At 70.1% G+C, this 25,610-nt stretch carries 21 protein-coding genes; 18 read left to right on the top strand and 3 right to left on the bottom strand.

The features are described from left to right. Positions 1–4: 4 nt before the first annotated feature. The 12 genes from J1C73_RS04260 (at position 5) to J1C73_RS04205 (ending at position 12,672) form a co-directional block, all read left to right on the top strand. Positions 5–1,411 (top strand): UDP-N-acetylmuramoyl-tripeptide--D-alanyl-D-alanine ligase, encoded by a 1,407-nt coding sequence (locus tag J1C73_RS04260; RefSeq protein ID WP_207315139.1) that lies wholly within the window; start codon positions 5–7, stop codon positions 1,409–1,411. Beyond that, positions 1,408–2,478: a phospho-N-acetylmuramoyl-pentapeptide-transferase gene (gene mraY / locus J1C73_RS04255; protein ID WP_123469991.1), complete on the top strand. Its 1,071-nt coding sequence runs from the start codon at positions 1,408–1,410 to the stop codon at positions 2,476–2,478. Before J1C73_RS04260 ends, mraY begins: the two co-directional genes overlap by 4 nt. Next, positions 2,475–3,902 (top strand): UDP-N-acetylmuramoyl-L-alanine--D-glutamate ligase, encoded by a 1,428-nt coding sequence (gene murD / locus J1C73_RS04250; protein WP_207315150.1) that lies wholly within the window; start codon positions 2,475–2,477, stop codon positions 3,900–3,902. Before mraY ends, murD begins: the two co-directional genes overlap by 4 nt. A gap of 115 nt (positions 3,903–4,017) precedes the next feature. Continuing rightward, positions 4,018–5,460 (top strand): putative lipid II flippase FtsW, encoded by a 1,443-nt coding sequence (ftsW, locus tag J1C73_RS04245; protein WP_207315138.1) that lies wholly within the window; start codon positions 4,018–4,020, stop codon positions 5,458–5,460. Positions 5,461–5,466: 6 nt separating this feature from the next. After that, positions 5,467–6,561, top strand: coding sequence for an undecaprenyldiphospho-muramoylpentapeptide beta-N-acetylglucosaminyltransferase (murG, locus tag J1C73_RS04240; RefSeq protein ID WP_207315137.1), 1,095 nt, complete (start codon positions 5,467–5,469; stop codon positions 6,559–6,561). A gap of 50 nt (positions 6,562–6,611) precedes the next feature. Further along, a complete protein-coding gene (locus J1C73_RS04235; protein WP_207315136.1) occupies positions 6,612–7,406 on the top strand; it encodes a cell division protein FtsQ/DivIB in 795 nt (264 codons plus the stop codon). 276 nt (positions 7,407–7,682) lie between these two features. Then, a complete protein-coding gene (gene ftsZ / locus J1C73_RS04230; protein WP_207315135.1) occupies positions 7,683–8,897 on the top strand; it encodes a cell division protein FtsZ in 1,215 nt (404 codons plus the stop codon). Next, the gene (gene pgeF / locus J1C73_RS04225) at positions 8,894–9,652 is read left to right on the top strand and encodes a peptidoglycan editing factor PgeF (RefSeq protein WP_207315134.1); all 759 of its coding nucleotides are present in this window, start codon (positions 8,894–8,896) and stop codon (positions 9,650–9,652) included. The genes ftsZ and pgeF overlap by 4 nt, the downstream gene beginning before the upstream one ends. 6 nt (positions 9,653–9,658) lie before the next feature. Continuing rightward, positions 9,659–10,378 (top strand): YggS family pyridoxal phosphate-dependent enzyme, encoded by a 720-nt coding sequence (locus tag J1C73_RS04220; RefSeq protein ID WP_207315133.1) that lies wholly within the window; start codon positions 9,659–9,661, stop codon positions 10,376–10,378. A 125-nt stretch (positions 10,379–10,503) separates the two neighbouring features. After that, positions 10,504–11,115, top strand: coding sequence for a cell division protein SepF (locus J1C73_RS04215; protein WP_073735522.1), 612 nt, complete (start codon positions 10,504–10,506; stop codon positions 11,113–11,115). Between the two features lie 71 nt (positions 11,116–11,186). After that, a complete protein-coding gene (locus J1C73_RS04210) occupies positions 11,187–11,471 on the top strand; it encodes a YggT family protein (protein ID WP_073735521.1) in 285 nt (94 codons plus the stop codon). A gap of 49 nt (positions 11,472–11,520) precedes the next feature. Then, complete coding sequence (locus J1C73_RS04205) at positions 11,521–12,672, top strand: DivIVA domain-containing protein (RefSeq protein ID WP_207315132.1); 1,152 nt, start codon at positions 11,521–11,523, stop codon at positions 12,670–12,672. 266 nt (positions 12,673–12,938) lie between these two features. Here the strand turns inward: J1C73_RS04205 and ileS are convergent, their stop codons facing one another. Continuing rightward, positions 12,939–16,085 (bottom strand): isoleucine--tRNA ligase, encoded by a 3,147-nt coding sequence (gene ileS, locus J1C73_RS04200; RefSeq protein ID WP_207315131.1) that lies wholly within the window; start codon positions 16,083–16,085, stop codon positions 12,939–12,941. Positions 16,086–16,633: 548 nt separating this feature from the next. On the opposite strand from ileS, the gene J1C73_RS04195 reads away from it, so the two are divergent. The 4 genes from J1C73_RS04195 to J1C73_RS04180 are packed head-to-tail and all read left to right on the top strand — an operon-like array spanning position 16,634 to position 19,631. Further along, positions 16,634–17,476, top strand: coding sequence for a TraR/DksA family transcriptional regulator (locus tag J1C73_RS04195; RefSeq protein WP_207315130.1), 843 nt, complete (start codon positions 16,634–16,636; stop codon positions 17,474–17,476). A gap of 57 nt (positions 17,477–17,533) precedes the next feature. After that, on the top strand, positions 17,534–18,187 hold the full coding sequence (gene lspA, locus J1C73_RS04190) for a signal peptidase II (protein ID WP_207315129.1): 654 nt from the start codon (positions 17,534–17,536) through the stop codon (positions 18,185–18,187). A 23-nt stretch (positions 18,188–18,210) separates the two neighbouring features. Then, positions 18,211–19,152 (top strand): RluA family pseudouridine synthase, encoded by a 942-nt coding sequence (locus J1C73_RS04185; protein ID WP_123469968.1) that lies wholly within the window; start codon positions 18,211–18,213, stop codon positions 19,150–19,152. Next, the gene (locus J1C73_RS04180; protein ID WP_207315128.1) at positions 19,149–19,631 is read left to right on the top strand and encodes a GNAT family N-acetyltransferase; all 483 of its coding nucleotides are present in this window, start codon (positions 19,149–19,151) and stop codon (positions 19,629–19,631) included. The genes J1C73_RS04185 and J1C73_RS04180 overlap by 4 nt, the downstream gene beginning before the upstream one ends. A 24-nt stretch (positions 19,632–19,655) precedes the next feature. On the opposite strand, the gene J1C73_RS04175 is transcribed toward J1C73_RS04180, so the two are convergent. Then, positions 19,656–21,971, bottom strand: a complete 2,316-nt coding sequence (locus J1C73_RS04175; RefSeq protein WP_307797599.1) for a glycosyl hydrolase family 95 catalytic domain-containing protein — start codon at positions 21,969–21,971, stop codon at positions 19,656–19,658. A gap of 241 nt (positions 21,972–22,212) precedes the next feature. Here J1C73_RS04175 and J1C73_RS04170 point away from each other — a divergent pair, with 241 nt between their 5' ends. Further along, positions 22,213–23,799: a Na+/H+ antiporter gene (locus tag J1C73_RS04170; protein ID WP_207315127.1), complete on the top strand. Its 1,587-nt coding sequence runs from the start codon at positions 22,213–22,215 to the stop codon at positions 23,797–23,799. A gap of 21 nt (positions 23,800–23,820) precedes the next feature. On the opposite strand, the gene J1C73_RS04165 is transcribed toward J1C73_RS04170, so the two are convergent. Continuing rightward, positions 23,821–24,942, bottom strand: a complete 1,122-nt coding sequence (locus J1C73_RS04165; protein WP_207315148.1) for a mechanosensitive ion channel family protein — start codon at positions 24,940–24,942, stop codon at positions 23,821–23,823. Positions 24,943–24,979: 37 nt separating this feature from the next. Here J1C73_RS04165 and J1C73_RS04160 point away from each other — a divergent pair, with 37 nt between their 5' ends. Further along, on the top strand, positions 24,980–25,558 hold the full coding sequence (locus J1C73_RS04160) for a dienelactone hydrolase family protein (RefSeq protein ID WP_207315126.1): 579 nt from the start codon (positions 24,980–24,982) through the stop codon (positions 25,556–25,558). The last annotated feature ends 52 nt before the right edge of the window (positions 25,559–25,610 follow it).

The raw sequence follows: 25,610 nt of genomic DNA, 5'->3' as shown, positions 1-25,610 counted from the left end.
CCAAGTGATCGCCCTTTCCCTCGCCGAGATCGCCGAAATCGTCGGCGGGCAGTCGTACGACATACCGGATCAGGCAGTAACCGTCAGCGGGCCAGTCGTCATCGACTCCCGGGAGGTGAAGCAAGGCAGCCTCTTCGTCGCCTTCGCCGGCGAACGGGTCGACGGCCACGACTACGCGCAGCGCGCGGTCGAGGCGGGCGCGGCAGTCGTCCTGGCCGCCCGCCCCGTCGGCGTTCCCGCGATCGTCGTGGACGACGTGGTGGCGGCGCTCGGCGCGCTCGCCCGCGCCGTCGTCGGGCGGCTCGGCACCACCGTGGTCGCCCTCACCGGGTCCGCCGGCAAGACCTCCACCAAGGACCTGATCGCCCAGCTCCTGGAGCGCAAGGGGCCCACCGTCTACCCGGCGGGCAACCTCAACAACGAGATCGGACTGCCGCTCACCGCGCTGCGCGCCACCGATGAGACCCGGCACCTGGTCCTCGAAATGGGTGCCCGCTACATCGGCGACATCTGTTACCTCACCGGCCTCGTCCCGCCCCGGATCGGCCTCGTCCTGAACGTCGGCACCGCCCACATCGGCGAGTTCGGCGGTCGCGAGCAGATCGCACAGGCCAAGGGCGAGATGGTCGAGTCGCTGCCCGCGGACGGCCTCGCCGTACTCAACGCCGACGACCCGCTCGTCCGCGCCATGACCTCCCGCACCAAGGCCCGCGTCCTGCTCTTCGGTGAAGCCGCGGATGCGGACGTACGGGGAGAGAACGTGCGGCTCACCGACGACGGCCGCCCCGCGTTCCGCCTCCACACACCCACCGGGTGCAGCGATGTGACCATGCGCCTGTACGGTGAGCACCACGTGTCGAACGCGCTCGCCGCGGCCGCCGTCGCCCATGAGTTGGGCCTGTCCGCAGACGAGATCGCCGAGGCGCTCTCCGAGGCGGGCACCCTCTCCCGCTGGCGCATGGAGGTCACCGAGCGTCCGGACGGCGTGACGTTCGTCAATGACGCCTACAACGCCAACCCCGAATCCATGAGAGCCGCGCTGCGCGCGCTGGCCGCCATGGGGAAGGGGCGTCGTACGTGGGCAGTGCTCGGCCAGATGGCCGAGCTCGGCGACGCCTCGCTCACCGAGCACGACGCGGTCGGACGGCTCGCCGTCCGGCTCAACGTCAGCAAGCTCGTCGCGGTCGGGGGCAGAGAAGCCTCCTGGCTGCAACTGGGCGCATACAACGAGGGTTCGTGGGGTGAGGAGTCGGTGCATGTGTCCGACGCACAGGCTGCCGTCGACCTGTTGCGCAGTGAACTGCGCCCGGGAGACGTCGTGCTGGTGAAGGCGTCCCGGTCGGTCGGCCTGGAGCAGGTTGTCATGGCACTGCTGGATAACGCGACCGAGGGCGAGGTCGCCGGCCGATGAGGCAGATCCTCTTCGCGGGGGCCATCGGGCTCTTCCTGACCCTGGTCGGTACCCCGCTGCTGATCAAGCTGCTGGCCCGCAAGGGATACGGGCAGTTCATCCGGGACGACGGCCCGCGCAGCCACGGATCGAAGAAGGGCACGCCCACCATGGGCGGCATCGCCTTCATCCTGGCGACGATCATCGCGTACGTCCTGGCGAAGGTGATCACCGGCGAGGACATGCGCTTCTCCGGTGTGCTGGTCCTCTTCCTGATGGCCGGCATGGGACTCGTCGGCTTCCTCGACGACTACATCAAGATCGTCAAGCAGCGTTCGCTGGGCCTGCGCGCCAAGGCGAAGATGGCCGGTCAGCTGATCGTCGGCATCGCCTTCGCGGTGCTCTCGCTCCAGTTCGCCGACGCCCGCGGCAACACCCCCGCCTCCACCAAGCTCTCGTTCGTCGAGGACTTCGGCTGGTCGATCGGCCCGGTGCTGTTCGTGGTCTGGGCGCTCTTCATGATTCTCGCCATGTCCAACGGCGTGAACCTGACGGACGGTCTGGACGGCCTCGCCACCGGTGCGTCGGTGATGGTCTTCGGCGCGTACACCTTCATCGGGCTCTGGCAGTTCCAGGAGTCCTGCGCCAACGCGGCCACGCTCACCAATCCGAGTGCCTGTTTCGAGGTACGAGATCCACTCGACCTCGCGGTCGTGGCCTCCGCCCTGATGGGCTCCTGCTTCGGCTTCCTGTGGTGGAACACCTCGCCCGCCAAGATCTTCATGGGCGACACCGGTTCGCTCGCCCTCGGCGGCGCGCTCGCAGGTCTGGCGATCTGCTCCCGCACCGAGTTCCTGATGGCGGTGCTCGGCGGCCTCTTCGTGATGATCACGATGTCCGTCGTCATCCAGGTCGGCTCGTTCAAGATGACCGGCAAGCGGGTCTTCCGGATGGCGCCGCTCCAGCACCACTTCGAACTCAAGGGGTGGTCCGAAGTCCTTGTCGTGGTCCGCTTCTGGATCATCCAGGGCATGTGCGTGATCGTCGGTCTCGGCCTCTTCTACGCAGGATGGGCAGCCAAGAAGTGAGCAACGTGGACTGGCAGGGCAAGCACGTCACGGTCGCCGGACTCGGGGTCTCCGGGATTCCGGCGGCCCGGGTGCTGCGCGGTCTCGGGGCCGTCGTCACCGTCGTCAACGACGGGGACGACGAGCGCTCCCGTACCCAGGCCGCGGAGCTGGAGGCGCAGGGCATCACCGTGCGCCTCGGCGACGGGGCCACCCTGCCCGAGTCCACCGAGCTCATCGTCACCACCCCGGGCTGGAAGCCCGACAAGCCGCTGTTCGCCGCGGCCGCCGAGGCGGGCGTCCCGGTCTGGGGCGACGTCGAACTCGCCTGGCGGCTGCGCGGCCAGGACGGCCGGGAACCGGCCCCCTGGCTCGCGGTCACCGGCACCAACGGCAAGACCACGACCGTACGGATGCTCGCCTCGATCCTGGAGGCGGCCGGACTGCGCACCGCGGCCGTCGGCAACATCGGCGTCTCGCTCCTGGACGCGGTCCTCGGCGACGAGACGTACGACGTACTCGCCGTCGAGCTCTCCAGCTACCAGCTGCACTGGTCGCCCTCGCTGCGCGCCCACTCCGCGGCCGTCCTCAACCTGGCCCCCGACCACCTCGACTGGCACGGCTCCATGGAGGCGTACGTCGCCGACAAGGGCCGGATCTACGAGGGCAACAGCGTCGCCTGCGTCTACAACGCCGCGGACGGGGTCACCGAGGACCTGGTGCGCGGGGCGGACGTGGAGGAGGGCTGCCGGGCGATCGGCTTCACCCTCCACGCCCCCGGGCCCTCCCAGCTCGGGGTCGTCGACGGCATCCTCGTCGACCGCGCCTTCGTGACGAACCGGCACAAGCAGGCCCAGGAGCTCGCCGAGGTCGGGGACGTGAACCCGCCCGCCCCGCACAACATCGCCAACGCGCTGGCGGCCGCGGCGCTGGCCCGTGCCTTCGGCGTCGCGCCGGCCGCCGTACGGGACGGGCTGCGGGCCTTCCGCCCGGACCCGCACCGCATCGAGCGTGTCGCGGAGGTCGCCGGGGTCACCTACATCGACGACTCCAAGGCCACGAACACCCACGCGGCCGAGGCCTCCCTGGCCTCCTACGACCCGATCGTCTGGGTCGCCGGAGGACTGGCCAAGGGCGCCACCTTCGACGATCTGGTGACCGGGTGCGCGAAGCGCCTGCGGGGCGTCGTACTGATGGGCGCCGACCGCGCCCTGATCCGCGAAGCCCTCGCGCGACACGCGCCCGAGGTCCCGGTGGTCGACCTCGACCGGACCGACACTGGGGCGATGTCCGAGGCGGTCCGCGAAGCGGCACGGCTCGCCCGGCCGGGAGACACCGTACTGATGGCCCCGGCCTGCGCCTCGATGGACATGTTCGTCAATTACAACAAGCGGGGCGAGGCCTTCGCGGACGCCGTCCGCGCACTGGCCGCCGAGAGCGCCTGACGGGCCCGGCCTCCGCGCCGTACCGTCCCGGAGCAACCGGGCACGTACGGCTGTGCAGCGGGCGCGGGCCCTCGGCACCGAAGCCCCGGGCACGAGCAGTGGAGGGGACAGGACCATGCCGGCCGAAGAGAGCTCTGCCGCACGCGGCAGGGACCGCTCACGGGCGACCACGGCGATCAGCCGGGCGCTCCATCCGCCCCTCCTCGCGGCCGGGGGTGCCCCGCTGCCGCACGGACTCGCCCTGCGCGTCCGGTCGGCTTCCGGCTCCCGGCGGCCCCCCGTGGGCCGCTCCAGGACCGCCGGCGGCCCCCGCACCCCCCGCGGCGGCGGTGTGCGGCGGTCCTACGAGCAGGCACGCCGGGCCTGGGATCGCCCGCTGACCGCGTACTACCTGATCCTGGGTGCCGGGCTGCTCATCACCGTGCTCGGGCTCGTCATGGTCTACTCCGCCTCGATGATCAAGGCGCTGGAGCTCGACAAGCCGGGCACCTACTTCTTCCGCAAGCAGTTCCTCGCCGCCGTCATCGGGGCAGGGCTGATGGCGATCGCCGCCCGGATCCCGGTCAAGCTGCACCGCGCCCTGTCCTACCCGCTGCTGATGGGTGCCGTCTTCCTGATGGTGCTGGTCCAGGTGCCGGGGATAGGGATGTCGGTCAACGGGAACCGGAACTGGCTCTACCTGGGCGGGCCCTTCCAGCTCCAGCCCAGTGAGTTCGGCAAGCTCGCCCTCGTCCTGTGGGGGGCCGATCTGCTCGCCCGCAAACAGGACAAGCGGCTGCTGACCCAGTGGAAGCACATGCTCGTGCCGCTCGTCCCGGTCGCCTTCATGCTGCTCGGGCTGATCATGCTCGGCGGTGACATGGGCACTGCGATCATTCTCACGGCGATCCTGTTCGGGCTGCTCTGGCTGGCCGGGGCTCCCACCCGGCTGTTCGCCGGAGTGCTCGCCACCGCCGGCCTGATCGGCTTCGTGCTGATCAAGACCAGTCCGAACCGGATGGCCAGGCTCGACTGCATGGGCGCCAGCGAACCCGGACCGGGCGGCTCGTGCTGGCAGGCCGTACACGGTATCTACGCTCTGGCGTCCGGCGGCTGGTTCGGATCCGGGCTCGGTGCAAGTGTGGAAAAATGGGGTCAACTCCCCGAGCCCCACACCGACTTCATCTTCGCCATCACGGGGGAGGAACTGGGGTTGGCGGGGACGCTGTCGGTACTCGCCCTCTTCGCGGCTCTAGGCTATGCGGGTATCCGCGTGGCCGGACGCACGGAGGACCCCTTCGTGAGGTATGCCGCGGGAGGTGTGACCACCTGGATCACGGCTCAGGCAGTGATCAACATCGGTGCGGTGCTCGGTCTGCTTCCGATCGCCGGTGTCCCGCTCCCGCTGTTCTCCTACGGAGGGTCGGCCCTGCTGCCGACCATGTTCGCTGTCGGGCTGCTGATCGCGTTCGCGCGAGAGGATCCCGCCGCGAAGGCGGCCCTGGCCATGCGGAGGCCCGGGGTGAGATGGAAGACGATGAGACGGCGCATCAAGAAGCGTCCGTCCGGAGAGCGGTGAATTTCGGTGCATGTCGTACTCGCCGGTGGGGGGACCGCCGGCCACATCGAGCCCGCGCTTGCCCTCGCGGACGCCCTGCGCAGGCAGGACCCGAGCGTGGGAATCACCGCTCTCGGCACGGAGCGCGGACTCGAGACAAGACTCGTACCCGAGCGGGGGTACGAACTCGCCCTGATCCCGGCCGTACCGCTGCCGCGCAAGCCCACCCCCGAACTGATCACCGTCCCGGGAAGGCTGCGCGGCACCATCAAGGCCGCCGAGCAGATCCTGGAACGCACCAAGGCGGACTGTGTGGTCGGGTTCGGCGGCTACGTGGCGCTGCCCGGCTACCTCGCCGCCAAGCGCGCCGGGGTGCCGATCGTGGTGCACGAGGCCAACGCCCGGCCGGGCCTGGCCAACAAGATCGGTTCGCGGTACGCGCACGGGGTCGCCGTCTCCACCCCCGACAGCAAGCTGCGCGGTGCCCGTTACATCGGCATCCCGCTGCGCCGCACCATCGCCACCCTGGACCGGGCCCGGGTCCGTCCGGAGGCGCGTGCCGCCTTCGGGCTCGACCCCAACCTGCCGACGCTGCTGGTCTCCGGCGGCTCGCAGGGCGCCCGCCATCTCAACGAGGTGGTCCAGCGGGTCGCCCCGCTGATGCAGCGCTCCGGCATCCAGATCCTGCATGTGGTCGGCCCGAAGAACGAAATGCCGCGTGTGGACAACATGCCCGGGATGCCGCCCTACATCCCGGTACCGTACGTGGACCGGATGGACCTCGCGTACGCCGCGGCCGACATGATGCTCTGCCGCGCGGGCGCGATGACCGTCGCCGAACTCACCGCCGTCGGGCTGCCCGCCGCCTATGTCCCGTTGCCGATCGGCAACGGTGAACAGCGGCTCAACGCCCAGCCGGTGGTCAACGCCGGTGGCGGTCTGCTGGTGGACGACGCGGCGCTCACTCCCGAGTGGGTCCAGGGCAACGTCCTTCCGGTGCTGTCGGATCCGCACCGACTGTACGAAATGTCTCGCGCAGCCGCCGAGTTCGGCCGCCGGGACGCCGACGACCTGCTGGTCGGCATGGTGTACGAGGCGATTGCCGCACGCCGAGGCGCGTGAGGCGGACGGGTCCGGGGGCGGCGCCCCCGGACCCGGCATAAGGAGCGAGCGTGGCCGGAGCGACGACCGCCCAGCGCGGTGCAGGGCAGCAGGAGGACACCCCGGACCGGCCGCCGCGCCCGGGCGCCGAAGGGCGCCGGATGTCCCGGCGGAGGCTGCTGATCGTGATCGCCGCGGCCGTGCTGGTGCTCGGCTCCGGCGCCGTCTGGGCGCTCTACGGCTCGTCCTGGCTCCGGACCGAACAGGTCCGGATCACCGGTGTCGACGTGCTGTCACCGGCCGAGGTGGAGGCCACCGCGGCGGTGCCGATGGGTGCTCCGCTGATTTCCGTGGACACGGACGCCGTCGCCGACAGGTTGCGCCAGAAGTTGCCTCGTATCGACTCGGTGGATGTCGTACGGTCATGGCCGCACGGCATCGGACTTAAGGTGACCGAACGAAAGCCGGTTCTCTTGGTGAAAAAGGGCGCAAAGTTCATTGAAGTGGACGCCAAAGGTGTGCGCTTCGCCACGGTGGACAAGGCGCCCGGGCGCGTACCTCTGCTGGAATTGACAGCTGGTCAGTCAGCGAGTCTGCGCCGTTTCGGCAGTGACCGGCTGGTGCGGGAAGCGGTCCGGGTCGCGGGTGACCTTCCGGACGGCGTCGCCAGGGACACCAAGGTCGTGCGGGTCACCTCGTACGATGCGGTTTCCCTGGAGCTCACCCGGGACCGTGAGGTGATCTGGGGGAGCGGTGAAGAAGGTTCGGTGAAGGCGAAAGTCCTCACCGCCCTCATGGAAGCCGCTCCCAAAGCAGGACACTTCGACGTGAGTGCACCCACCGCTCCTGCGGTGTCGGGCAGTTGACGGACATTCGGCCTGGCCAGCACCCTGGTTGGTCAGCGCTACGGGTGATCACATAGGGTGAAAAGAAAAACGGGAGGTTCGGCGTGTTCGTTGAACGTGCGCCACTTGTCGACTTAGTGTCCTGTTCGGAAGAGTCCATGAAGCAGACACACTGGTAACCCTAAACTTCAACGTTAGGGTTTGGGTCGGCGTTCGGACCGTCCCAATCGGCATCCGTCGTCGCGGCGGGACTACCGCCAAGCGACGACACGTAACTCGAGGCGAGAGGCCTTCGACGTGGCAGCACCGCAGAACTACCTCGCAGTCATCAAGGTCATCGGTGTCGGCGGCGGTGGTGTCAATGCCATCAACCGAATGATCGAGGTCGGTCTCAAGGGCGTCGAGTTCATCGCGATCAACACTGATGCGCAAGCCCTGTTGATGAGCGACGCCGACGTCAAGCTCGACGTCGGCCGTGAACTCACCCGTGGCCTCGGCGCCGGGGCGAACCCGGCCGTCGGTCGCAAGGCGGCAGAGGACCACCGTGAAGAGATCGAGGAGGTCCTCAAGGGGGCCGACATGGTCTTCGTCACCGCAGGCGAAGGCGGTGGCACCGGCACCGGTGGCGCACCCGTCGTCGCCAATATCGCGCGCTCGCTCGGCGCCCTGACGATCGGCGTGGTCACCCGCCCGTTCACCTTCGAGGGCAGACGTCGCGCGAACCAGGCGGAGGACGGCATCGCCGAACTCCGCGAAGAGGTCGACACCCTCATCGTCATTCCCAACGACCGACTGCTGTCCATCTCGGACCGCCAGGTCAGCGTGCTCGACGCGTTCAAGTCGGCCGACCAGGTGCTGCTCTCGGGTGTCCAGGGCATCACCGACCTCATCACCACCCCGGGTCTGATCAACCTCGACTTCGCCGACGTCAAGTCGGTCATGTCCGAGGCCGGATCGGCACTCATGGGCATCGGCTCGGCGCGCGGCGACGACCGTGCGGTGGCGGCGGCCGAGATGGCGATCTCCTCGCCGCTCCTGGAGGCGTCCATCGACGGCGCCCGAGGTGTCCTGCTCTCCATCTCCGGCGGCAGCGACCTCGGTCTCTTCGAGATCAACGAGGCCGCCCAGCTGGTGAGCGAGGCGGCACACCCCGAGGCGAACATCATCTTCGGTGCGGTCATCGACGACGCACTGGGCGACGAGGTGCGGGTCACCGTGATCGCCGCGGGATTCGACGGCGGACAGCCGCCGGCCCGTCGCGAGAACGTCCTGGGAGCCAACTCCGCCAAGCGTGAGGAGTCGGCTCCGCCGGTCCGGGCCGCCGAGCCCGTGCGCCAGACGAGCGGACTGGGCTCCGTGCCCCCGCGCGAGGAGAGCCCGGTCCAGACCGAGCCGGTTCCGGTGGCCAGTGAGAGCCACCGGCCGTCGGTCGCTCCGCCGCACGTCCCGCCGGCCCGTCCCTACCAGGACTCCCAGGCCGAAGAGCTGGATGTTCCGGACTTCTTGAAGTGATAGGTCCGCAACACGCAGTGAGCTCGAAGGATTCTGTTTCTTCAGGGGGCGGCGCCCACTTCTCCTTCACCGACAGGTGGGGCGGAGTGAGCGCCGCCCCGTATGCGGAGCTCAACCTCGGCGGCGCGGTCGGTGACGACCCCGCCGCCGTTCTCGCCAACCGCGAGCGTGCCGCCCGCAGTCGCGGGCTCGACCCGGCGCAGGTCGTCTGGATGAACCAGGTCCACGGCAGGGACGTGGCCGTGGTCGACGGGCCGTGGGGCGACACGCTCGGGATTCCCGCCGTGGACGCGGTGGTGACCGCGCGGCGCGGACTCCCGCTCGCCGTCCTCACCGCGGACTGCACCCCCGTACTGCTCGCCGATCCGGTCGCCGGAATCGTCGCAGCGGCCCATGCGGGCCGTCCGGGTCTGGTCGCCGGAGTGGTGCCCGCCGCGATCGGGGCCATGGTCCGGCTCGGCGCGGACACCTCGCGGATCATCGCCCGCACCGGGCCGGCCGTCTGCGGACGGTGCTACGAGGTCCCGGCCGCCATGCGGGACGAGGTCGCCGCGAGCGTCCCCGCCTCCTGGTCCGAGACAAGCTGGGGAACCCCGGCCGTGGACGTCACCGCCGGAGTCCATGCCCAGCTCGATGCCCTCGGAGTCACCGACCGGCACATGTCGCCCTTCTGCACCCTCGAATCGGGCGACCATTTCTCGTACCGACGCGACCGCACCACGGGGCGGCTCGCCGGATATGTCTGGTTGGACTGATAGGGCATGACGGACCGTAAGGCTCAACTCGCGGCAAATCTCACAGAGGTGGAGCAACGCATTGCTTCCGCCTGCGCCGCCGCCGGTCGCAAGCGGGAAGAGGTGACCCTCATCGTGGTCACCAAGACCTATCCCGCGAGCGATGTGCGGATCCTGCACGAAATCGGCGTGCGTCAGGTCGCGGAGAATCGCGACCAGGACGCGGCTCCCAAGGCCGCCGCATGTGCTGATCTGTCCCTCACATGGCACTTTGTCGGTCAATTGCAGACGAATAAGGTTCGTTCTGTGGTGAGTTATGCCGATGTCGTGCAGTCGGTGGACCGCACCAAGCTGGTGACGGCACTCTCCGCGGCGGCCGCGCGTGACGGTCGTGAACTCGGGTGTCTCATCCAGGTCGCGCTCGACGCGGAGAGCGGTGAACGCGGGGAGCGGGGCGGCGTAGCCCCCGACGGGGTCGAGGAGTTGGCCGCCGCGGTCGAATCCGCCCCCGGGCTGCGGCTGGCCGGTCTGATGACCGTCGCACCGCTCGCCGGGCCGTTCGCCGGCAGGCAACGGGCGGCGTTCGACCGGTTGATGGAAATCTCATCCCGGCTGCGCGGGAACCATCCGGCTGCGAACATGGTCTCTGCAGGGATGAGTGCGGACCTTGAGGACGCGATTGCGGCCGGAGCGACACATGTGCGCGTCGGTACTGCGGTACTCGGAGTCCGACCCGGGCTCGGGTAACGTCGCCAAGCAAGTCGGACCACAGCAGAAAATATGGTCATTACCGCCCATGGCGGATAGGCCACAGTGGATCGCGGGCACTTGGTGACAGATGCCGATCCACCACAGAGCGGAGGACTCAGAGCATGGCCGGCGCGATGCGCAAGATGGCGGTCTACCTCGGCCTCGTGGAGGACGATGGGTACGACGGTCCGGGGTTCGACCCCGACGACGAATTCGAACCCGAGCCGGAACCCGAGCGGGACCGGCGCCGGCACCAGCCCGCGCATCAGGTGGAGCGCGAACGGGACGAACCGGTACGAGCGGTGCAGCCTCCGGCGCAGCGGGAGCCGGTTCAGATCCCGGCCGAGCGAGAGCGACCCGCCCGAATCGCCCCCGTGGCATCCATCACACCTGAACGCTCGAACTTGGAGAAGAACGCACCGGTGATCATGCCCAAGGTTGTGTCCGAGCGGGAGCCCTACCGCATCACCACGCTGCACCCCAGGACCTACAACGAGGCCCGTACCATCGGGGAACACTTCCGTGAGGGCACTCCGGTGATCATGAATCTCACGGAGATGGACGACACGGACGCAAAGCGACTTGTCGACTTTGCCGCGGGACTCGTCTTCGGTCTCCATGGCAGCATTGAGCGAGTGACGCAGAAGGTCTTTCTGTTGTCGCCTGCTAACGTCGATGTCACGGCGGAGGACAAGGCCCGCATCGCAGAGGGCGGATTCTTCAACCAGAGCTGAGAACACGACACCGGGAACAACCCGGCCGAGAGGCCGGAGCTACGAGAGCCAGGGGAGAGGGAAGCGCGAGGATGGGCGTCGCTCAAAGTGTTGTCTACATCGCGTTGATGTGTTTCCTCATCGTGCTGATCTTCCGGCTTGTCATGGACTACGTCTTCCAGTTCGCACGTTCATGGCAGCCGGGCAAGCCGATGGTGGTCGTTCTTGAGGCCACTTACACGGTCACCGATCCACCGCTCAAGCTCCTGCGGCGGTTCATTCCGCCGCTGCGTCTCGGGGGCGTGGCACTCGACCTGTCCTTCTTCGTTCTGATGATCATCGTTTCCATCCTGATCAGCGTCGTGATCAGGTTGTGAGCGATACGGTCTTGCCGACTGCCGACGACTACGTAGAGGTGAAGAAGAGATGCCGCTGACCCCCGAGGACGTGCGGAACAAGCAGTTCACGACGGTCCGCCTCCGAGAAGGCTATGACGAGGACGAGGTTGACGCCTTCCTCGACGAGGTCGAATCGGAGCTGACCCGCCTGCTCCGTGAGAACGAGGACCTGCGCGCCAAGCTGGCCGCCGCCACGCGTGCCGCCGCGCAGAACCAGCAGCAGCAAGGTATGCGCAAGCCGGAGCAGCAGGACCGGCCCGGCGCACCGGTGCCGGCCGCCATATCTGGTCCGCCGGTCCAGCAGCAGCAGCCCCCGCAGATGGGTCCCCCCCAGCTGCCCGGTGGCGCTCCGCAGCTGCCCGCCGGCCCCAGCGGCCACGGCCCCCAGGGCCCGCACGGCCCCGGCCCGCAGGGCCCGCACGGCCCCGGCCCGATGCAGGGCGGTCCCATGGGTGGTCCGATGGGCGGCCCCATGGGCGGTCACAACCCCCAGCAGCAGCAGATGCAGCAGATGCAGCAGCAGCAGCAGCCGCCGCAGATGCAGCAGCAGCAGGGCCCCGGCGGCGACAGCGCCGCCCGTGTCCTCTCCCTGGCGCAGCAGACCGCCGACCAGGCGATCGCGGAGGCCCGTTCCGAGGCCAACAAGATCGTCGGCGAGGCGCGCAGCCGTGCCGAGGGCCTGGAGCGCGACGCGCGTGCCAAGGCGGACGCCCTGGAGCGGGACGCGCAGGAGAAGCACCGCGTGGCGATGGGCTCCCTGGAGTCGGCCCGCGCGACGCTGGAGCGCAAGGTCGAGGACCTGCGTGGCTTCGAGCGCGAGTACCGGACGCGTCTGAAGTCCTACCTGGAGAGCCAGCTGCGTCAGCTGGAGACCCAGGCGGACGACTCGCTCGCTCCGCCGCGTACCCCGGCGACCGCTTCGCTGCCGCCGTCGCCCTCGCTGGCTCCGGCCGGTGCGGGTGCCATGGGGCACGGCATGGGCGGCAACCACGGCGGTCACGGCAACCAGCAGATGGGCGGCAACCCGTCCATGGGCGCTGCCCCCTCGTACGGTGGCCAGCAGCAGATGTCACCGGCGATGACTCAGCCGATGGCACCGGTGCGGCCGCAGGCGCCGCAGCCGATGCAGCAGGCGCCCTCGCCGATGCGCGGGTTCCTGATCGACGAGGACGACAACTGAGCGGCCGTCGCGCGATGAGCGCGTAGCCGTCGGCAGGCTGAGGGCCGGGCCCCGGGGTTTTCCCCGGGGCCCGGCCCTTTGTCGTGGGCGGCGCGGAGGCCCGGGGTTCTCGGGGGCTCCGCCCGGCTTGATCTGCGCGCCTGGGCGTGAGGCTCGGCCTCGCCGGCGTTTGAGGGCGGAGCCCCGGGCACGGGAAGGGGCGGGTAGGGGACAACAGGAAGGGCCCGGCCGGAGGAGAGTTCCGGCCGGGCCCTTCAGCGGTGAGGTCAGCTCGTCCTGCGGAGGCGGAACGTCAGGGACAGGCCCTCGTCCTCGAACGGCTCGCCGTACGCCGTGTCCGCGTCGCCCTGTGCGTAGTCCAGGGCCAGCACCTCGTCCGCGATCAGGGACGCGTGCTCGGTCAGCGCCTCGGCCGTCGCGGGCGACGTGGACGTCCAGCGGACGGCGATGCGGTCCGCCACGTCCAGCCCGCTGTTCTTGCGGGCCTCCTGGATGAGGCGGATCGCGTCACGGGCCAGGCCCGCACGCCGCAGCTCCGGGGTGATCTCCAGGTCGAGGGCGACCGTGGCGCCCGAGTCGGACGCGACCGACCAGCCCTCGCGCGGGGTCTCCGTGATGATGACCTCGTCCGGGGCCAGCGACACCGTCTCGCCGTCGACCTCGACCGAGGCCGTGCCCTCGCGCAGGGCCAGCGACAGCGCGGCGGCGTCGGCGTTCGCGACGGCCTTGGCCACCGCCTGGACGCCCTTGCCGAACCGCTTGCCCAGCGCCCGGAAGTTCGCCTTCGCCGTCGTGTCGACCAGCGAACCGCCGACCTCGGACAGCGAGGCCACCGAGGAGACGTTCAGCTCCTCGGTGATCTGGGCGTGCAGCGCGGGGGAGAGGCTCTCGAAGCCCGAGGCCGCGACCAGGGCCCGGGACAGCGGCTGACGGGTCTTGACGCCCGACTCGGCGCGGGTGGCCCGGCCCAGCTCGACCAGCCGGCGCACCAGCGCCATCTGCGTCGAGAGCGCGGGGTCGATCGCCGCCAGGTCCGCCTTCGGCCAGCCGGAGAGGTGAACCGACTCCGGGGCGTCCGGGGCGACCGGCACGATCAGGTCCTGCCAGACCCGCTCGGTGATGAACGGCGTCAGCGGGGCCATCAGCCGGGTGACCGTCTCGATGACCTCGTGCAGGGTGCGCAGCGCCGCCTTGTCGCCCTGCCAGAAGCGGCGGCGGGAGCGGCGCACGTACCAGTTGGACAGATCGTCGACGAACCCCGAGAGCAGCTTGCCGGCGCGCTGGGTGTCGTAGCTCTCCAGCGCCTGGGTGACCTGGTCCACCAGGGCGTTGAGCTCGCTCAGCAGCCAGCGGTCCAGGACCGTGCGGTCGGCCGGGGCCGGATCGGCCGCGGACGGCGCCCAGTTCGACGTACGGGCGTACAGCGCCTGGAAGGCGACCGTGTTCCAGTACGTGAGGAGCGTCTTGCGGACGACCTCCTGGATCGTGCCGTGGCCGACGCGCCGCGCCGCCCACGGGGAGCCGCCGGCCGCCATGAACCAGCGCACGGCGTCGGCACCGTGCTGGTCCATCAGCGGGACCGGTTCGAGGGTGTTGCCCAGGTGCTTGGACATCTTGCGGCCGTCCTCGGCGAGGATGTGGCCCAGGCAGACCACGTTCTCGTAACTCGACTTGTCGAAGACCAGGGTGCCGATCGCCATCAGCGTGTAGAACCACCCGCGCGTCTGGTCGATGGCCTCCGAGATGAACTGCGCCGGGTAGCGGCTCTCGAAGATCTCCTTGTTCTTGTGCGGGTAGCCCCACTGCGCGAACGGCATCGAGCCCGAGTCGTACCAGGCGTCGATGACCTCGGGGACGCGGTACGCCTCCAGCTGGCAGCTCTCGTGCGAGCAGGTGAACGTGATCTCGTCGATGAACGGCCGGTGCGGATCGAGGCCGGAGAGGTCGCTGCCGGTCAGCTCGCTCAGCTCGGCGCGCGAACCGACACAGGTGAGGTGGTCGTCCTCGCAGCGCCAGATCGGCAGCGGGGTGCCCCAGTAGCGGTTGCGGGACAGCGCCCAGTCGATGTTGTTGTTCAGCCAGTCGCCGTACCGGCCGTTCTTGACCGACTCGGGGAACCAGTTGGTCTTCTGGTTCTCCTCCAGGAGACGGTCCTTGACGGCGGTCGTGCGGATGTACCAGGACGGCTGCGCGTAGTAGAGCAGCGCCGTGTGGCAGCGCCAGCAGTGCGGGTAGCTGTGCTCGTACGGGACGTGCCGGAAGAGCAGGCCGCGGTCCGAGAGGTCCTCGGTGAGCGCCTCGTCGGCCTTCTTGAAGAAGACGCCGCCGACCAGCGGCACGTCCTCCTCGAAGGTGCCGTCGGGGCGGACCGGGTTCACCACCGGCAGCCCGTACGCCTTGCAGACCAGGAGGTCGTCGGCGCCGAAGGCGGGGGACTGGTGGACCAGACCCGTACCGTCCTCGGTCGTCACGTACTCGGCGTTGACGACGTAGTGGGCGGGCGCGGGGAAGTCCACCAGGGCGAACGGGCGCTCGTACGTCCAGCGCTCCATCTCGCGGCCGGTGAACGACCGGCCGGTCAGCTCCCAGCCCTCGCCCAGCGCCTTCTCGACGAGCGGGCGGGCGACGACGAGCTTCTCCTCGCCGTTCGTCGCGACGACGTACTCGACCTCGGGGTGCGCGGCGACGGCGGTGTTGGAGACCAGGGTCCAGGGGGTCGTCGTCCAGACCAGGAGGGCGGCCTCGCCGGCCAGCGGGCCGGAGGTGAGCGGGAAGCGCACGAAGACCGACGGGTCGACGACCGTCTCGTATCCCTGGGCCAGCTCGTGGTCCGAGAGGCCGGTGCCGCAGCGCGGGCACCAGGGGGCGACGCGGTGGTCCTGGACCAGCAGGTCCTTGTTGAAGATCTCCTTCAGCGACCACCACACCGACTCGACGTACTCGGGGTCCATCGTGCGGTACGCGTCGTCGAGGTCGACCCAGTAGCCCATCCGGGTCGTGAGTTCGGCGAAGGCGTCGGTGTGCCGGGTGACCGACTCCCGGCACTTGGCGTTGAACTCGGCGATGCCGTACGCCTCGATGTCCTTCTTGCCGTTGAAGCCCAGCTCCTTCTCGACCGCGAGCTCGACCGGCAGGCCGTGGCAGTCCCAGCCGGCCTTGCGGCCGACGTGGTAGCCCTGCATGGTGCGGAAGCGCGGGAAGACGTCCTTGAAGACGCGGGCCTCGATGTGGTGGGCGCCGGGCATTCCGTTGGCGGTCGGCGGGCCCTCGTAGAAGACCCACTCGGGGCGGCCCTCGGACTGGTCGAGGCTCTTGGCGAACACCTTGCTCTCGCGCCAGAAGTCGAGCACTGCGTGCTCCAGCGCGGGCAGGTCGACCTGGGCGGGTACCTGGCGGTACTGCGGCGATGTCATGTGCGGGCTTCCTCCGGCGGACGTATTCCACTTCCGTCGGAGGGACGAGAACCGGTTGGGTTCCCGCGGTACCACCCTCCTTGGCCCCGGGTGTGCGCCCGTGGCCCCCTCATTGGGGTGCGAAGCCGGTTCTACTTGCCTTGCGGCGTTCCTCCGACGGCTCCGGGTGATCTTCACGACGCGCTCGCCCCCGGGCTCCCACCGTCCCCGGGTCGCTCCTGGCTGCGTACGACGCTACTCGTCCCATCCACGCCTCTCGCTGCCGCCAGTGTACGGGGCCCGGGGTGCGGTGGCCGACCGGTTTGACGGCGGGCCCCGGCATGACCCGAATGGCCAGACACGCCGCTCGGAGTCCCGGTGCGGCCGGCCGGGGGAGCGGAAGGCGGATTACCGGGCGGGGAGCTGGGCACAACGGATTCAGGCGCGCTGTGATCCGGACACGGGGAGGGGCGATTCGGCGGCGTGCCCCGTTGCCGCGGGGCTGGGGTCGACTTATCGTCCCAGCGAGACTCGCGAGCAAGATCACAATGTGTGAAGGGGCCGCGGCCATGGTGGCGAAGAAGACCGCCGTAAAGAAGACGGCGTCAGCGGGATCCACGGGCGCGGCAGCCGGGGAGACAACGCCGGAGGCAGGCCCGGGCGACGCTTCGGGCGCGGGTACGCGGCCCGTGCCCGAGGACGGGCCCGAGCCGGCTGCCGCGACGACGAGCGCTGCCGGGAAGCCCGCGAAGCAGGCTGCCAAGGAGGCAGTGACCAGAAAACCGGCGACCAGGAAGGCGGCGGCGAAGAAGGCCGCGCCGAAGAAGACCGCGGCCGGGAAGACCCCGGCCAAGAAGGCTTCGAAGAAGGCCGCCGCTGCGGCCACAGGGGCGGCCGAGGCCGCCGAGCAGACGGGAGCCCACACGGTGGTAGCCAAGAAGAGCGCGGCCAGGACCCGGACCGCCGGACGGAGCACGGCACCCGTGCCCCCGGCCCGCGCCGCCGCGACCACGCCGGGGGAGCTGGCCGTACGGCCGGGCGAGGACCCCTGGACGCCGGAGGAGGTGTCGGCCGCCCGGTCCGAGCTGACCGGCGAGATCACCCGGCTGCGCAGAGAGCTGGAGGCCTCGGGCGCGGCGCTGGCCGGGCTGATGCGGGACTCCGGTGACGGGGCGGGTGACGACGAGGCGGACACCGGCACCAAGAACATCACCCGCGAACACGAGATGTCGCTCGCCGCCAACGCCCAGGAGATGCTGGAACAGACCGAGCGGGCGCTGGCCCGCCTCGACGCCGGGACGTACGGGCTCTGCGAGATCTGCGGCAATCCGATCGGCAAGGCACGGATGCAGGCGTTCCCCCGGGCCACCCTGTGTGTCGAGGACAAACAGAAGCAGGAACGACGCGGCTGATCCCCGCCGGTGTGTCGTACCCTCGTCCTCAGTCGGGAACTAGGTTGAGGGACTCACGTGGCAGAGGCGGAGAGCATCATCGGTACGCCGGACATCCCTGAGGCTGAGGGACACGAAGGAGCCGAGCCGGAGCGGAGCGACGGGGCCGGGGCCCCGGACGGGCCGGCGGCGGACACCACCGCGGCCGAGGACGGGGAAGCGGCGGTCGACCGTTCGCCGGCCACGCGCCGGCGACGGATCATCCTGCTCTTCTGCGTCGCCGTGCTCGCCTATCTGCTCGACCTGGGCAGCAAGATGCTCGTGGTGGCGAAGCTGGAGCACCAGGAGCCGATCGAGATCTTCGGCAGCTGGCTCAGGCTCGACGCGATCCGCAACGCGGGAGCCGCGTTCGGTATCGGTGAGGCCTTCACGATCATCTTCACGATCATCGCGGCGACCGTCATCGTGGTGATCGCACGGCTCGCGCGCAAGCTCTACAGCCTGCCGTGGGCCATCGCGCTCGGGCTGCTGCTCGGCGGTGCGCTGGGCAACCTCACCGACCGCATCTTCCGTGCGCCGGGCGTCTTCGAGGGCGCGGTGGTGGACTTCATCGCCCCCGCCCACTTCGCCGTCTTCAATCTGGCCGACTCCGCGATCGTCTGCGGCGGCATCCTCATCGTGATCCTTTCGTTCAAGGGTCTGGACCCCGACGGCACCGTGCACAAGGACTAGGACGCGCAAGGCATACTCGACAGGTGAGTACGCATCCCGAGATCCGAACCCTGCCCGTACCCGATGGCCTGGAAGGCGAGCGTGTCGACGCCGCCATTTCCCGCATGTTCGGTTTCTCCCGCACCAAGGCCGCAGAGCTGGCCGCCGCCGGGAAGGTGCAGGTGGACGGTTCGGTGGCCGGGAAGTCCGAGCGGGTGCACGGCGGCGCCTGGCTGGAAGTGGAGATGCCGCAGGCTCCTGCACCGGTGCAGATCGTGGCCGAGCCCGTCGAGGGCATGGAGATCGTCCATGACGACGACGACATCGTCGTGATCATGAAGCCGGTCGGTGTCGCCGCACACCCGAGCCCCGGCTGGACCGGCACCACCGTCATCGGCGGCCTCGCCGCCGCCGGGTACCGGATCTCCACCTCGGGTGCCGCCGAGCGCCAGGGCATCGTGCACCGGCTCGACGTCGGCACCTCGGGGCTGATGGTCGTCGCCAAGTCCGAGCGTGCCTACACGCTGCTGAAGGCCCAGTTCCGGGACCGGATCGTCGACAAGAAGTACCACGCGCTGGTCCAGGGCCACCCGGACCCGATGAGCGGCACCATCGACGCCCCCATCGGCCGCCACCCCACCCACGACTACAAGTGGGCGGTCGTCGCCGAGGGCAAGCCCTCCGTCACGCACTACGACCTGATCGAGGCGTACCGCGCCGCCAGCCTCCTGGACATCAAGCTGGAGACCGGCCGTACGCATCAGATCCGGGTGCACATGTCCGCCCACCGCCACCCCTGCGTCGGCGACCTGACCTATGGCGCCGACCCGACGATGGCCAAGCGGCTGGGCCTGACCCGGCAGTGGCTGCACGCCGTCCGGCTCGGCTTCGAGCACCCCTCGGACGGCCGCTGGGTCGAGTTCTCCAGCACCTACCCGGACGACCTCCAGCAGGCCCTGGACCGGATCGCGGCGGAGAGCGAATGACCGGCGCGCCTCCCTCGTACACCACCCGTACCGCCGCCGGGGAGCAGGACCGCGCCGCCTGCTTCCAGGTCCGCAAGGACGTCTTCGTCGGTGAGCAGAACGTGCCCGAGGAGATCGAGTACGACGCCTACGACGCGGACGCGCTGCATGTCATCGCCGTCGCGGCGGACGGCACGGCGCTGGGCACCGGACGGCTGCTGCACGGCCCCGGCGCGGCGGCGAAGACCGGCGGTGACCTCACGGTCGGCTCGCTGGGCCGGCTCGCGGTGACCAGTGGGGCACGCGGCCTCGGGGTCGGCGCGGCGCTGGTGCGGGCCATCGAGGACGCGGGCCGTGACCTCGGCCTCGCCGCCGTCGACCTGCACGCCCAGACGCACGCGCTCGGCTTCTACGAACGGCTCGGCTACGAGGCCTACGGCCCCGAGTTCCCCGACGCGGGCATCCCCCACCGGGCGATGCGCCGGCCGCTGGAGCGCTGAGGCCCGCGGCGGCCGGCCGCCGGGTCAGCCCGGCAGGCCCCATTTCGTCCACGCCCCGTTCGACGGCACGTCGCGCGGGCCCGCCCCGGTGCGGCGGGCGCCCCGCGGGGTGATCACCGCTGTGGCGCCGCGGGACAGGTCGACCGTGATCCGGCCCGGCCCGGTCTCCCGCCAGCGCAGCGGGCGGCCGTGGGTGTCCCGTACCTCGACCGGGCCCCGGACCGAGTGGTCCAGGGTCAGTGGAGCCCCCGCCTCGCTGTGGACCCGTACCCAGCGCGTGGCACCGTCCGAGCGGTCGGCGTCCACGAGGAAGGCCCCCTGGGTGCGCAGTGAGGCGATCGACGCGTCGGCCCAGCGGTCCGAGACGGACGGGAAGACCTTCACCACTCCCTCGTGTCCCTGCACCACCATGTCGAGCATCGACTGGGCGGCGGACAACGGGCTCTCCAGGGCGAGGTTCTTGCCCTCCCGGTACATCGTGTTGACCGTCATCTGACAGTCCGCGACCACCTTCAGATCGGTGAAGAAGGTCAGGAAGTCGAGGGCCTTCTCCGGCTCGTCCGTCACCGAGTACATCGACGAGGCGGTCGCGTAGCTGTAGCCGTGCCACAGCTGCTGCATGGAGACCCAGTGGTCCATGGAGCGCCGCATCACGTCCCGGTCCCCGGCCCGGTCCCAGCTGCGCTCGCGCAGCGGGTACAGCCAGAGCAGGTGCGAGTGGTGGCGGTGGGAGTCGGCCAGCGGGACGTCCTTGCCGATCATCACACCGGCCACCGGGTCCTCGGCGTACGGGGTGAGGCGCCGTTCGATGTCCTGCCAGCGCCCGAGCCGCGGGTCGTTGTTCCGCAGCAGCTTCGAGGACGCGATGAGGGTGCGCACTCCCCAGCGGATGAGCGAGAGGTCGTAGGTGCAGTCCTCGGCGTTGGCGTACTCGGGGGAGCGGGTCTCCAGCAGGTGCAGCCTGCCGTCCGGGCCCTCGTGCAGGAAGTGCGCGTAGAAGTTGACGGCCTTCGCGAGGATCGGGTGCACGACGTCGCGAAGGACGGACAGGTCCATCGAGTGCCGGTAGGACTGCCAGACGTTGTGCAGCGCCCAGATGAGGTTGCCGAAGTTGTCGGAGACGTGGTCCGAGCCGGGGGCGCCGACGTCGTAGGTGTCGCCCGCGCGCAGCTGCCAGTCGGAGGGGTGGCCCAGCGCGTAGCTCTCGCCGTCGCGGTACCCGGCCGGGACCGACGTCGGGAGGTTGTGCTCGAAGCGGCGGAAGGTGCTTGTCACCGAGTCGAGTTCGGGGTGGTTGGAACCGTGGACCGGCGCCATGCCGATCTGGACGTTGAGATTCCACCAGACCGCGGTCCAGTTGTTGCCGACCTCGGGGAACCAGGGGCCCCATTCGGAGATCGTCGGTCCCCCGGCCCTGGTCGACGCGGCGAGCTTGTAGAGCTGGATGAGGTAGAAGCTCTGCAGCCGCTTGTCCGGTACGGAGAGGAAGCTGCGCCGGTAGTACGCGTGCCACCAGCGGCGGTGACGGTCCACCAGCCGGTCCGGGTCCGCGGCCAGGGTGCGGTCCACGGCCCGCAGCGCGTCCGCCGTCGCCTCGGACACCTGGCCGGGGAAGCGGTACACGAGGTGGGCGGCGAGCAGCCGGCCGGTGCCCTCGCGCCGCTCGCGCCAGGCGGTGGTCCAGCCGCCGCCCGCGAGCAGCGGCTGTTCGACGAAACCGTCGCCGGCCCGCGGGTCCGGGTTGGGCGTGTAGTCCTCGGGCTTGCCGCTGCTGCGGGTGGTGGCGGCCCGCAGCCACTGGAAGGACCAGGCCGCGGCCTCCTCGCCCGGAGTGGGCCGGGTGGAGATCAGCAGGGCACTCGTGTCGTTCTGGACGAGGGCGGAGAAGGCCAGCGAGCCGCGGGTGGTGGTGACGGTGCCGCGCAGCTCGGCGTCGTACAGGTCCAGGGTCCAGTCGACGCCGGTGATCTCCCCGGCCAGGGTCAGGGTGAAGTACCCGATGGGGAGACGGGAGAAGCCGATGCCGCCGCGCCACTGGCCGCGCTGGTCCTGCACCTGGCTGTGGCTCAGCATCAGCTTCAGCGTGTTGGCGGACTGGCCCGCGTACAGCTGGGCGCCGAGGTGGCCGTTGGCCAGGAACGGGGCCTGCTGCCAGCCGGTGGGGAGAGTGCGCCAGGTCATGGCGGCGTCCCGGACGGTCTTCTCGTGGACGTCGGGGCCCGGTCGGCCCGCCGGCGACGGGGCGGTCGCCGCCCACGCGGTGGGGGATCCGGCGATCCAGAACGCGGAGGTTCCGGCAGCGGCTGTGCCGACGAAATGCCTTCGGGAGAACGCGGTCACGTGGTCTCTCCTGCCAGTCATGTATGTGGTGAGAGTTCTCGTCCCTGAATGACGCATGCCGCATACTGCCCGCCCGGAGAGGGCAGCGGAAGAGGGCTGACCGCAGAAACATCGGAGGAATGGTCGGTCAGAAGGGCTGTGTGGCGGGGGTGTTGCCGGGATTACGCGCCTTGCGTGGCAGGCTGGAACTCCGGGTCGGCCGATCGCCGCGGCCGGCTCGCCGCGCTCCGGAAGGCACCTCGTGGACCAATTGACCCTACTGCTCATGCTGTTGCTCGGAGCAGTGGTCACCGTGCCGCTGGGGGAGCGGTTGAAGCTCCCCGCACCAGTGCTGATGACGCTCGTGGGCGTCGGGATGGCCCTCCTCAGCTTCGTGCCGAATGTGGACATCCCGCCTGAGATCATCCTTCCCGCGCTGCTTCCGCCCTTGCTCTACGCCTCCGTGCAGCGCACCTCCTGGCGGCAGTTCGCCGCCAATAAACGACCGATCTTTCTGCTGGCCGTGGCGCTGGTCTTTCTGACGACGGCGGCCGTGGCCACGGTCGCCAACGCGATCGTCCCCGGGCTGCCCATCGCCGCCGCTGTCGCACTCGGCGCGCTCGTGGCGCCGCCCGACCCGGTCGCGGCGACCGCAGTCGCCGGTTCGGTCGGGCTGCCCCGCAGGCTCGTCTCCATCCTGGAGGGCGAGGGGCTGTTCAACGACGTGACCGCGATCGTGCTCTACCACGTGGCGATCGCCGCCGCGGTGAGCGGCACCTTCTCGCTGCCGGAGGCGTTCGGGCTGCTGTTCCTCTCCGCCGTCGTCGCCGTGGCGGTGGGCGTCGCGCTCGGCTGGCTCACCATCAAACTCATGGGCCTGCTCGGCGATGCCACGCTCCAGGTCGGGCTCACCCTGCTGGTGCCGTTCGTCAGCTATGCGCTCGCCGAGGAGCTGATGGGCTCGGGCGTGCTCGCCGTCCTCACCACGGCGCTCTTCCTCGCCGAGCACACCGCCGACGCCGACGACGTCCTGGGCCGGCTCACCGGCCGTACCTTCTGGGAGATCGTCGACACCCTCGTCACCGGTGTCGCCTTCGGGCTGATCGGCCTCGAACTGCACAACGTCTTCGGGACGGCCGACGGGCGCGGACTGGAGATGGCGGGCTGGGCCCTCGCCGTCGTCGCGGTCGTCGTCGGCGTCCGGCTGCTCTATCTGCTGCCCGCGACCTGGCTGGCGAAGCGGCTGCACACCCGCCGTGACGTCAGCGAGGAGATCCCCGCCGGCTGGCGGGAGACCGTCGTCATGTGGTGGGCCGGGATGCGCGGGGTGGCGTCGGTCGCGCTGGCGCTCGCGATCCCGCTGAAGACGGACGACGGAAAGCCCTTCCCGGGCCGTGACGAGATCGTCTTCATCGCCTTCGCCGTGATCATGGTCACCCTGGTCTTCCAGGGACTGACCCTGCCATGGCTGGTGCGCAAGCTGCGGGTCCGGGCGGACACCGACGCCGAGGAGGCGCTGGAGCGGGACCTCGCGATCCGGGCCGCCAAGGCCGCCCGGCAGCGGTTCAAGGAGATCCAGGAGGTCGAGGAGTTCCCCGAGGACGTCGTGGAGCGCCTCCAGCGGCTGGCCTACGACGTGGGCGCGCGGATCAGCCCCGACATGGTCGACGACGAGCGGCGCGAGGCGTACGCGAAGCGCGCCGAGCGGTTCAAGGCGGTCAGCCGCATCCAGCGCGAGATGCTGTCGGCCGCCCGCCACGCGGTGCTCTCCGCGCGCAGCGAGGCCGGCGCCGACCCCGAGGTCGTCGACCGGGTGCTGCGACAGCTGGACGTACGCAGTCTGCGCTGACCCGCTCCCGGGGCGGGCCGGTCAGCCGCGCCCGGTGCGCGGCGCCCTGTCCCGGCCCGCCGGCTTCCCGTTCGGGTGGGTCCTGACCGGCCACCCGTCCTCGGGCGGCGGCGCCGCGGGCGCCGTCGCGATCCTCGGCAGCGCGTACGGATGGTGATCGCGCAGCCAGCCGATCATCTGCTCCCGGACCGCGCAGCGCACGGTCCAGATGTCGTCCGCGTCCTTCGCGGTGACCACCGCACGCACCACGACCGTGGAGGGGGTGGTGTCGGTGACGGCCAGCGACCAGTTCCGGCCGTCCCACGCGGCGCAGTCGCCCAGGATGTCCCGCAGCTGGTCGCGCATCGCGGCGACCGGCGCCGAGTGGTCCAGGTGGAAGAAGACCGAACCGGTCATCTGGGCCCCGCCGCGCGACCAGTTCTCGAAGGGCTGGCTCGTGAAGTACGAGACCGGCATCGTGATCCGCCGCTCGTCCCAGGTCCGTACCGCGAGGAAGGTCAGCGTGATCTCCTCGATCGTGCCCCACTCGTCGTTCACCACCACCGTGTCACCGATCCGCACCATGTCGCCGAAGGCGATCTGCAGGCCCGCGAAGAGGTTGCCGAGCGTGGACTGGGCGGCGACACCCGCGACGATGCCGAGGACACCGGCCGAGGCCAGCATCGAGGTGCCCACTGTCCGCATGGCCGGGAACGTCAGCAGCATCGCGGCGACGGCGACCGTCGTCACGATCGCGGTGACCACCCGCTGGATCAGCGTCACCTGCGTCCGCACCCGCCGCACCCGCGCCGGGTCCCGGGTGTTCGCCGCGTAGCGCGCGTACACCGAGTCCACCACCGCGATGGCGATCCGCAGCACCAGCCAGGCCGAGGCGCCGATCATCACCAGCGTCAGCGCCTGGCCGATGCCCCCGCGGTGGTCGCTGATCAGATCGAGCCCGGTCTGGGTGTAGCTGGCCCGCAGCAGCGCCGTGCACAACGTGACCTGGAACGGTATCCGGCAGCGCCGCAGCAGACCCCACAACGGGGTCTCGTGATGCCGCCCGTCGGCCCGTCTGAGCAGCAGGTCCACCAGCCAGCCGACCACCAGTGTGATCACTACCGAACCGCCGAGGATGATCAGCGGACGCAGTAGGGTCTCCATCCTGTCGCTCTCCAAGCTCTCGACGGTAACTGGCACCATGGGCCTCATGAACATCATGCTTTTCCACTCGACGTACGGTCTGCGCCCTGCGGTGCACGCGGCCGCCGACCGGCTGCGTGCAGCCGGGCACGAGGTGCGGGTGCCCGACATCTTCGCGGGGCACACCTTCGAAACCGTCGAGGAAGGACTGGCCTTCCAGCAGGAGACGGGCAAGGAGGAGCTGCTGAAGCGGGCCGTGCTGGCCGCTGCGCCCTACTCCGACTCCGGACTGGTCTACGCGGGCTTCTCGCTCGGCGCGTCCGTCGCCCAGACGCTGGCGCTCGGGGACGCGAAGGCCCGGGGGCTGCTGCTCTTCCACGGCACGTCGGACATCGCTCCGAGCGCCTCGGTGGACGAGCTGCCCGTACAGCTGCACGTCGCGGACCCGGACCCGTACGAGACACACGACTGGCTGAACTCCTGGTACCTCCAGATGCGGCAGACCGGCGCCGACGTCGAGATCTACCGCTACCCCGGCGCGGGCCACGTGTTCACCGACGCGGAACTGCCGGACTTCGACCAGGCCTCGGCCGAGCTGGCCTGGAAGGTCGCGATCGGATTTCTCGCCACGCTGTGAGGACGCGGAGGGCCCCGCGCACGGAAGTATCGCGCGGGGCCCTCCGCGTCCT

Source organism: Streptomyces laculatispora (genome assembly GCF_017353455.1).
Taxonomy (GTDB): Bacteria; Actinomycetota; Actinomycetes; order Streptomycetales; family Streptomycetaceae; genus Streptomyces; species Streptomyces laculatispora.
Note: the sequence above shows the minus strand (reverse complement) of the source record. Positions and strands in the feature narration are given on the sequence as shown.

What these genes read in the sequence shown, in the direction of transcription:
- mraY (WP_123469991.1), top strand. Translation starts at nt 1,408, where the DNA reads ATGAGGCAGATCCTCTTCGCGGGGGCCATCGGGCTCTTCCTGACCCTG.
- ftsW (WP_207315138.1), top strand. Translation starts at nt 4,018, where the DNA reads ATGCCGGCCGAAGAGAGCTCTGCCGCACGCGGCAGGGACCGCTCACGG.
- J1C73_RS04220 (WP_207315133.1), top strand. Translation starts at nt 9,659, where the DNA reads ATGACGGACCGTAAGGCTCAACTCGCGGCAAATCTCACAGAGGTGGAG.
- J1C73_RS04215 (WP_073735522.1), top strand. Translation starts at nt 10,504, where the DNA reads ATGGCCGGCGCGATGCGCAAGATGGCGGTCTACCTCGGCCTCGTGGAG.
- J1C73_RS04210 (WP_073735521.1), top strand. Translation starts at nt 11,187, where the DNA reads ATGGGCGTCGCTCAAAGTGTTGTCTACATCGCGTTGATGTGTTTCCTC.
- J1C73_RS04205 (WP_207315132.1), top strand. Translation starts at nt 11,521, where the DNA reads ATGCCGCTGACCCCCGAGGACGTGCGGAACAAGCAGTTCACGACGGTC.
- ileS (WP_207315131.1), bottom strand. Translation starts at nt 16,085, where the DNA reads ATGACATCGCCGCAGTACCGCCAGGTACCCGCCCAGGTCGACCTGCCC.
- J1C73_RS04195 (WP_207315130.1), top strand. Translation starts at nt 16,634, where the DNA reads ATGGTGGCGAAGAAGACCGCCGTAAAGAAGACGGCGTCAGCGGGATCC.
- J1C73_RS04180 (WP_207315128.1), top strand. Translation starts at nt 19,149, where the DNA reads ATGACCGGCGCGCCTCCCTCGTACACCACCCGTACCGCCGCCGGGGAG.
- J1C73_RS04165 (WP_207315148.1), bottom strand. Translation starts at nt 24,942, where the DNA reads ATGGAGACCCTACTGCGTCCGCTGATCATCCTCGGCGGTTCGGTAGTG.
- J1C73_RS04160 (WP_207315126.1), top strand. Translation starts at nt 24,980, where the DNA reads ATGGGCCTCATGAACATCATGCTTTTCCACTCGACGTACGGTCTGCGC.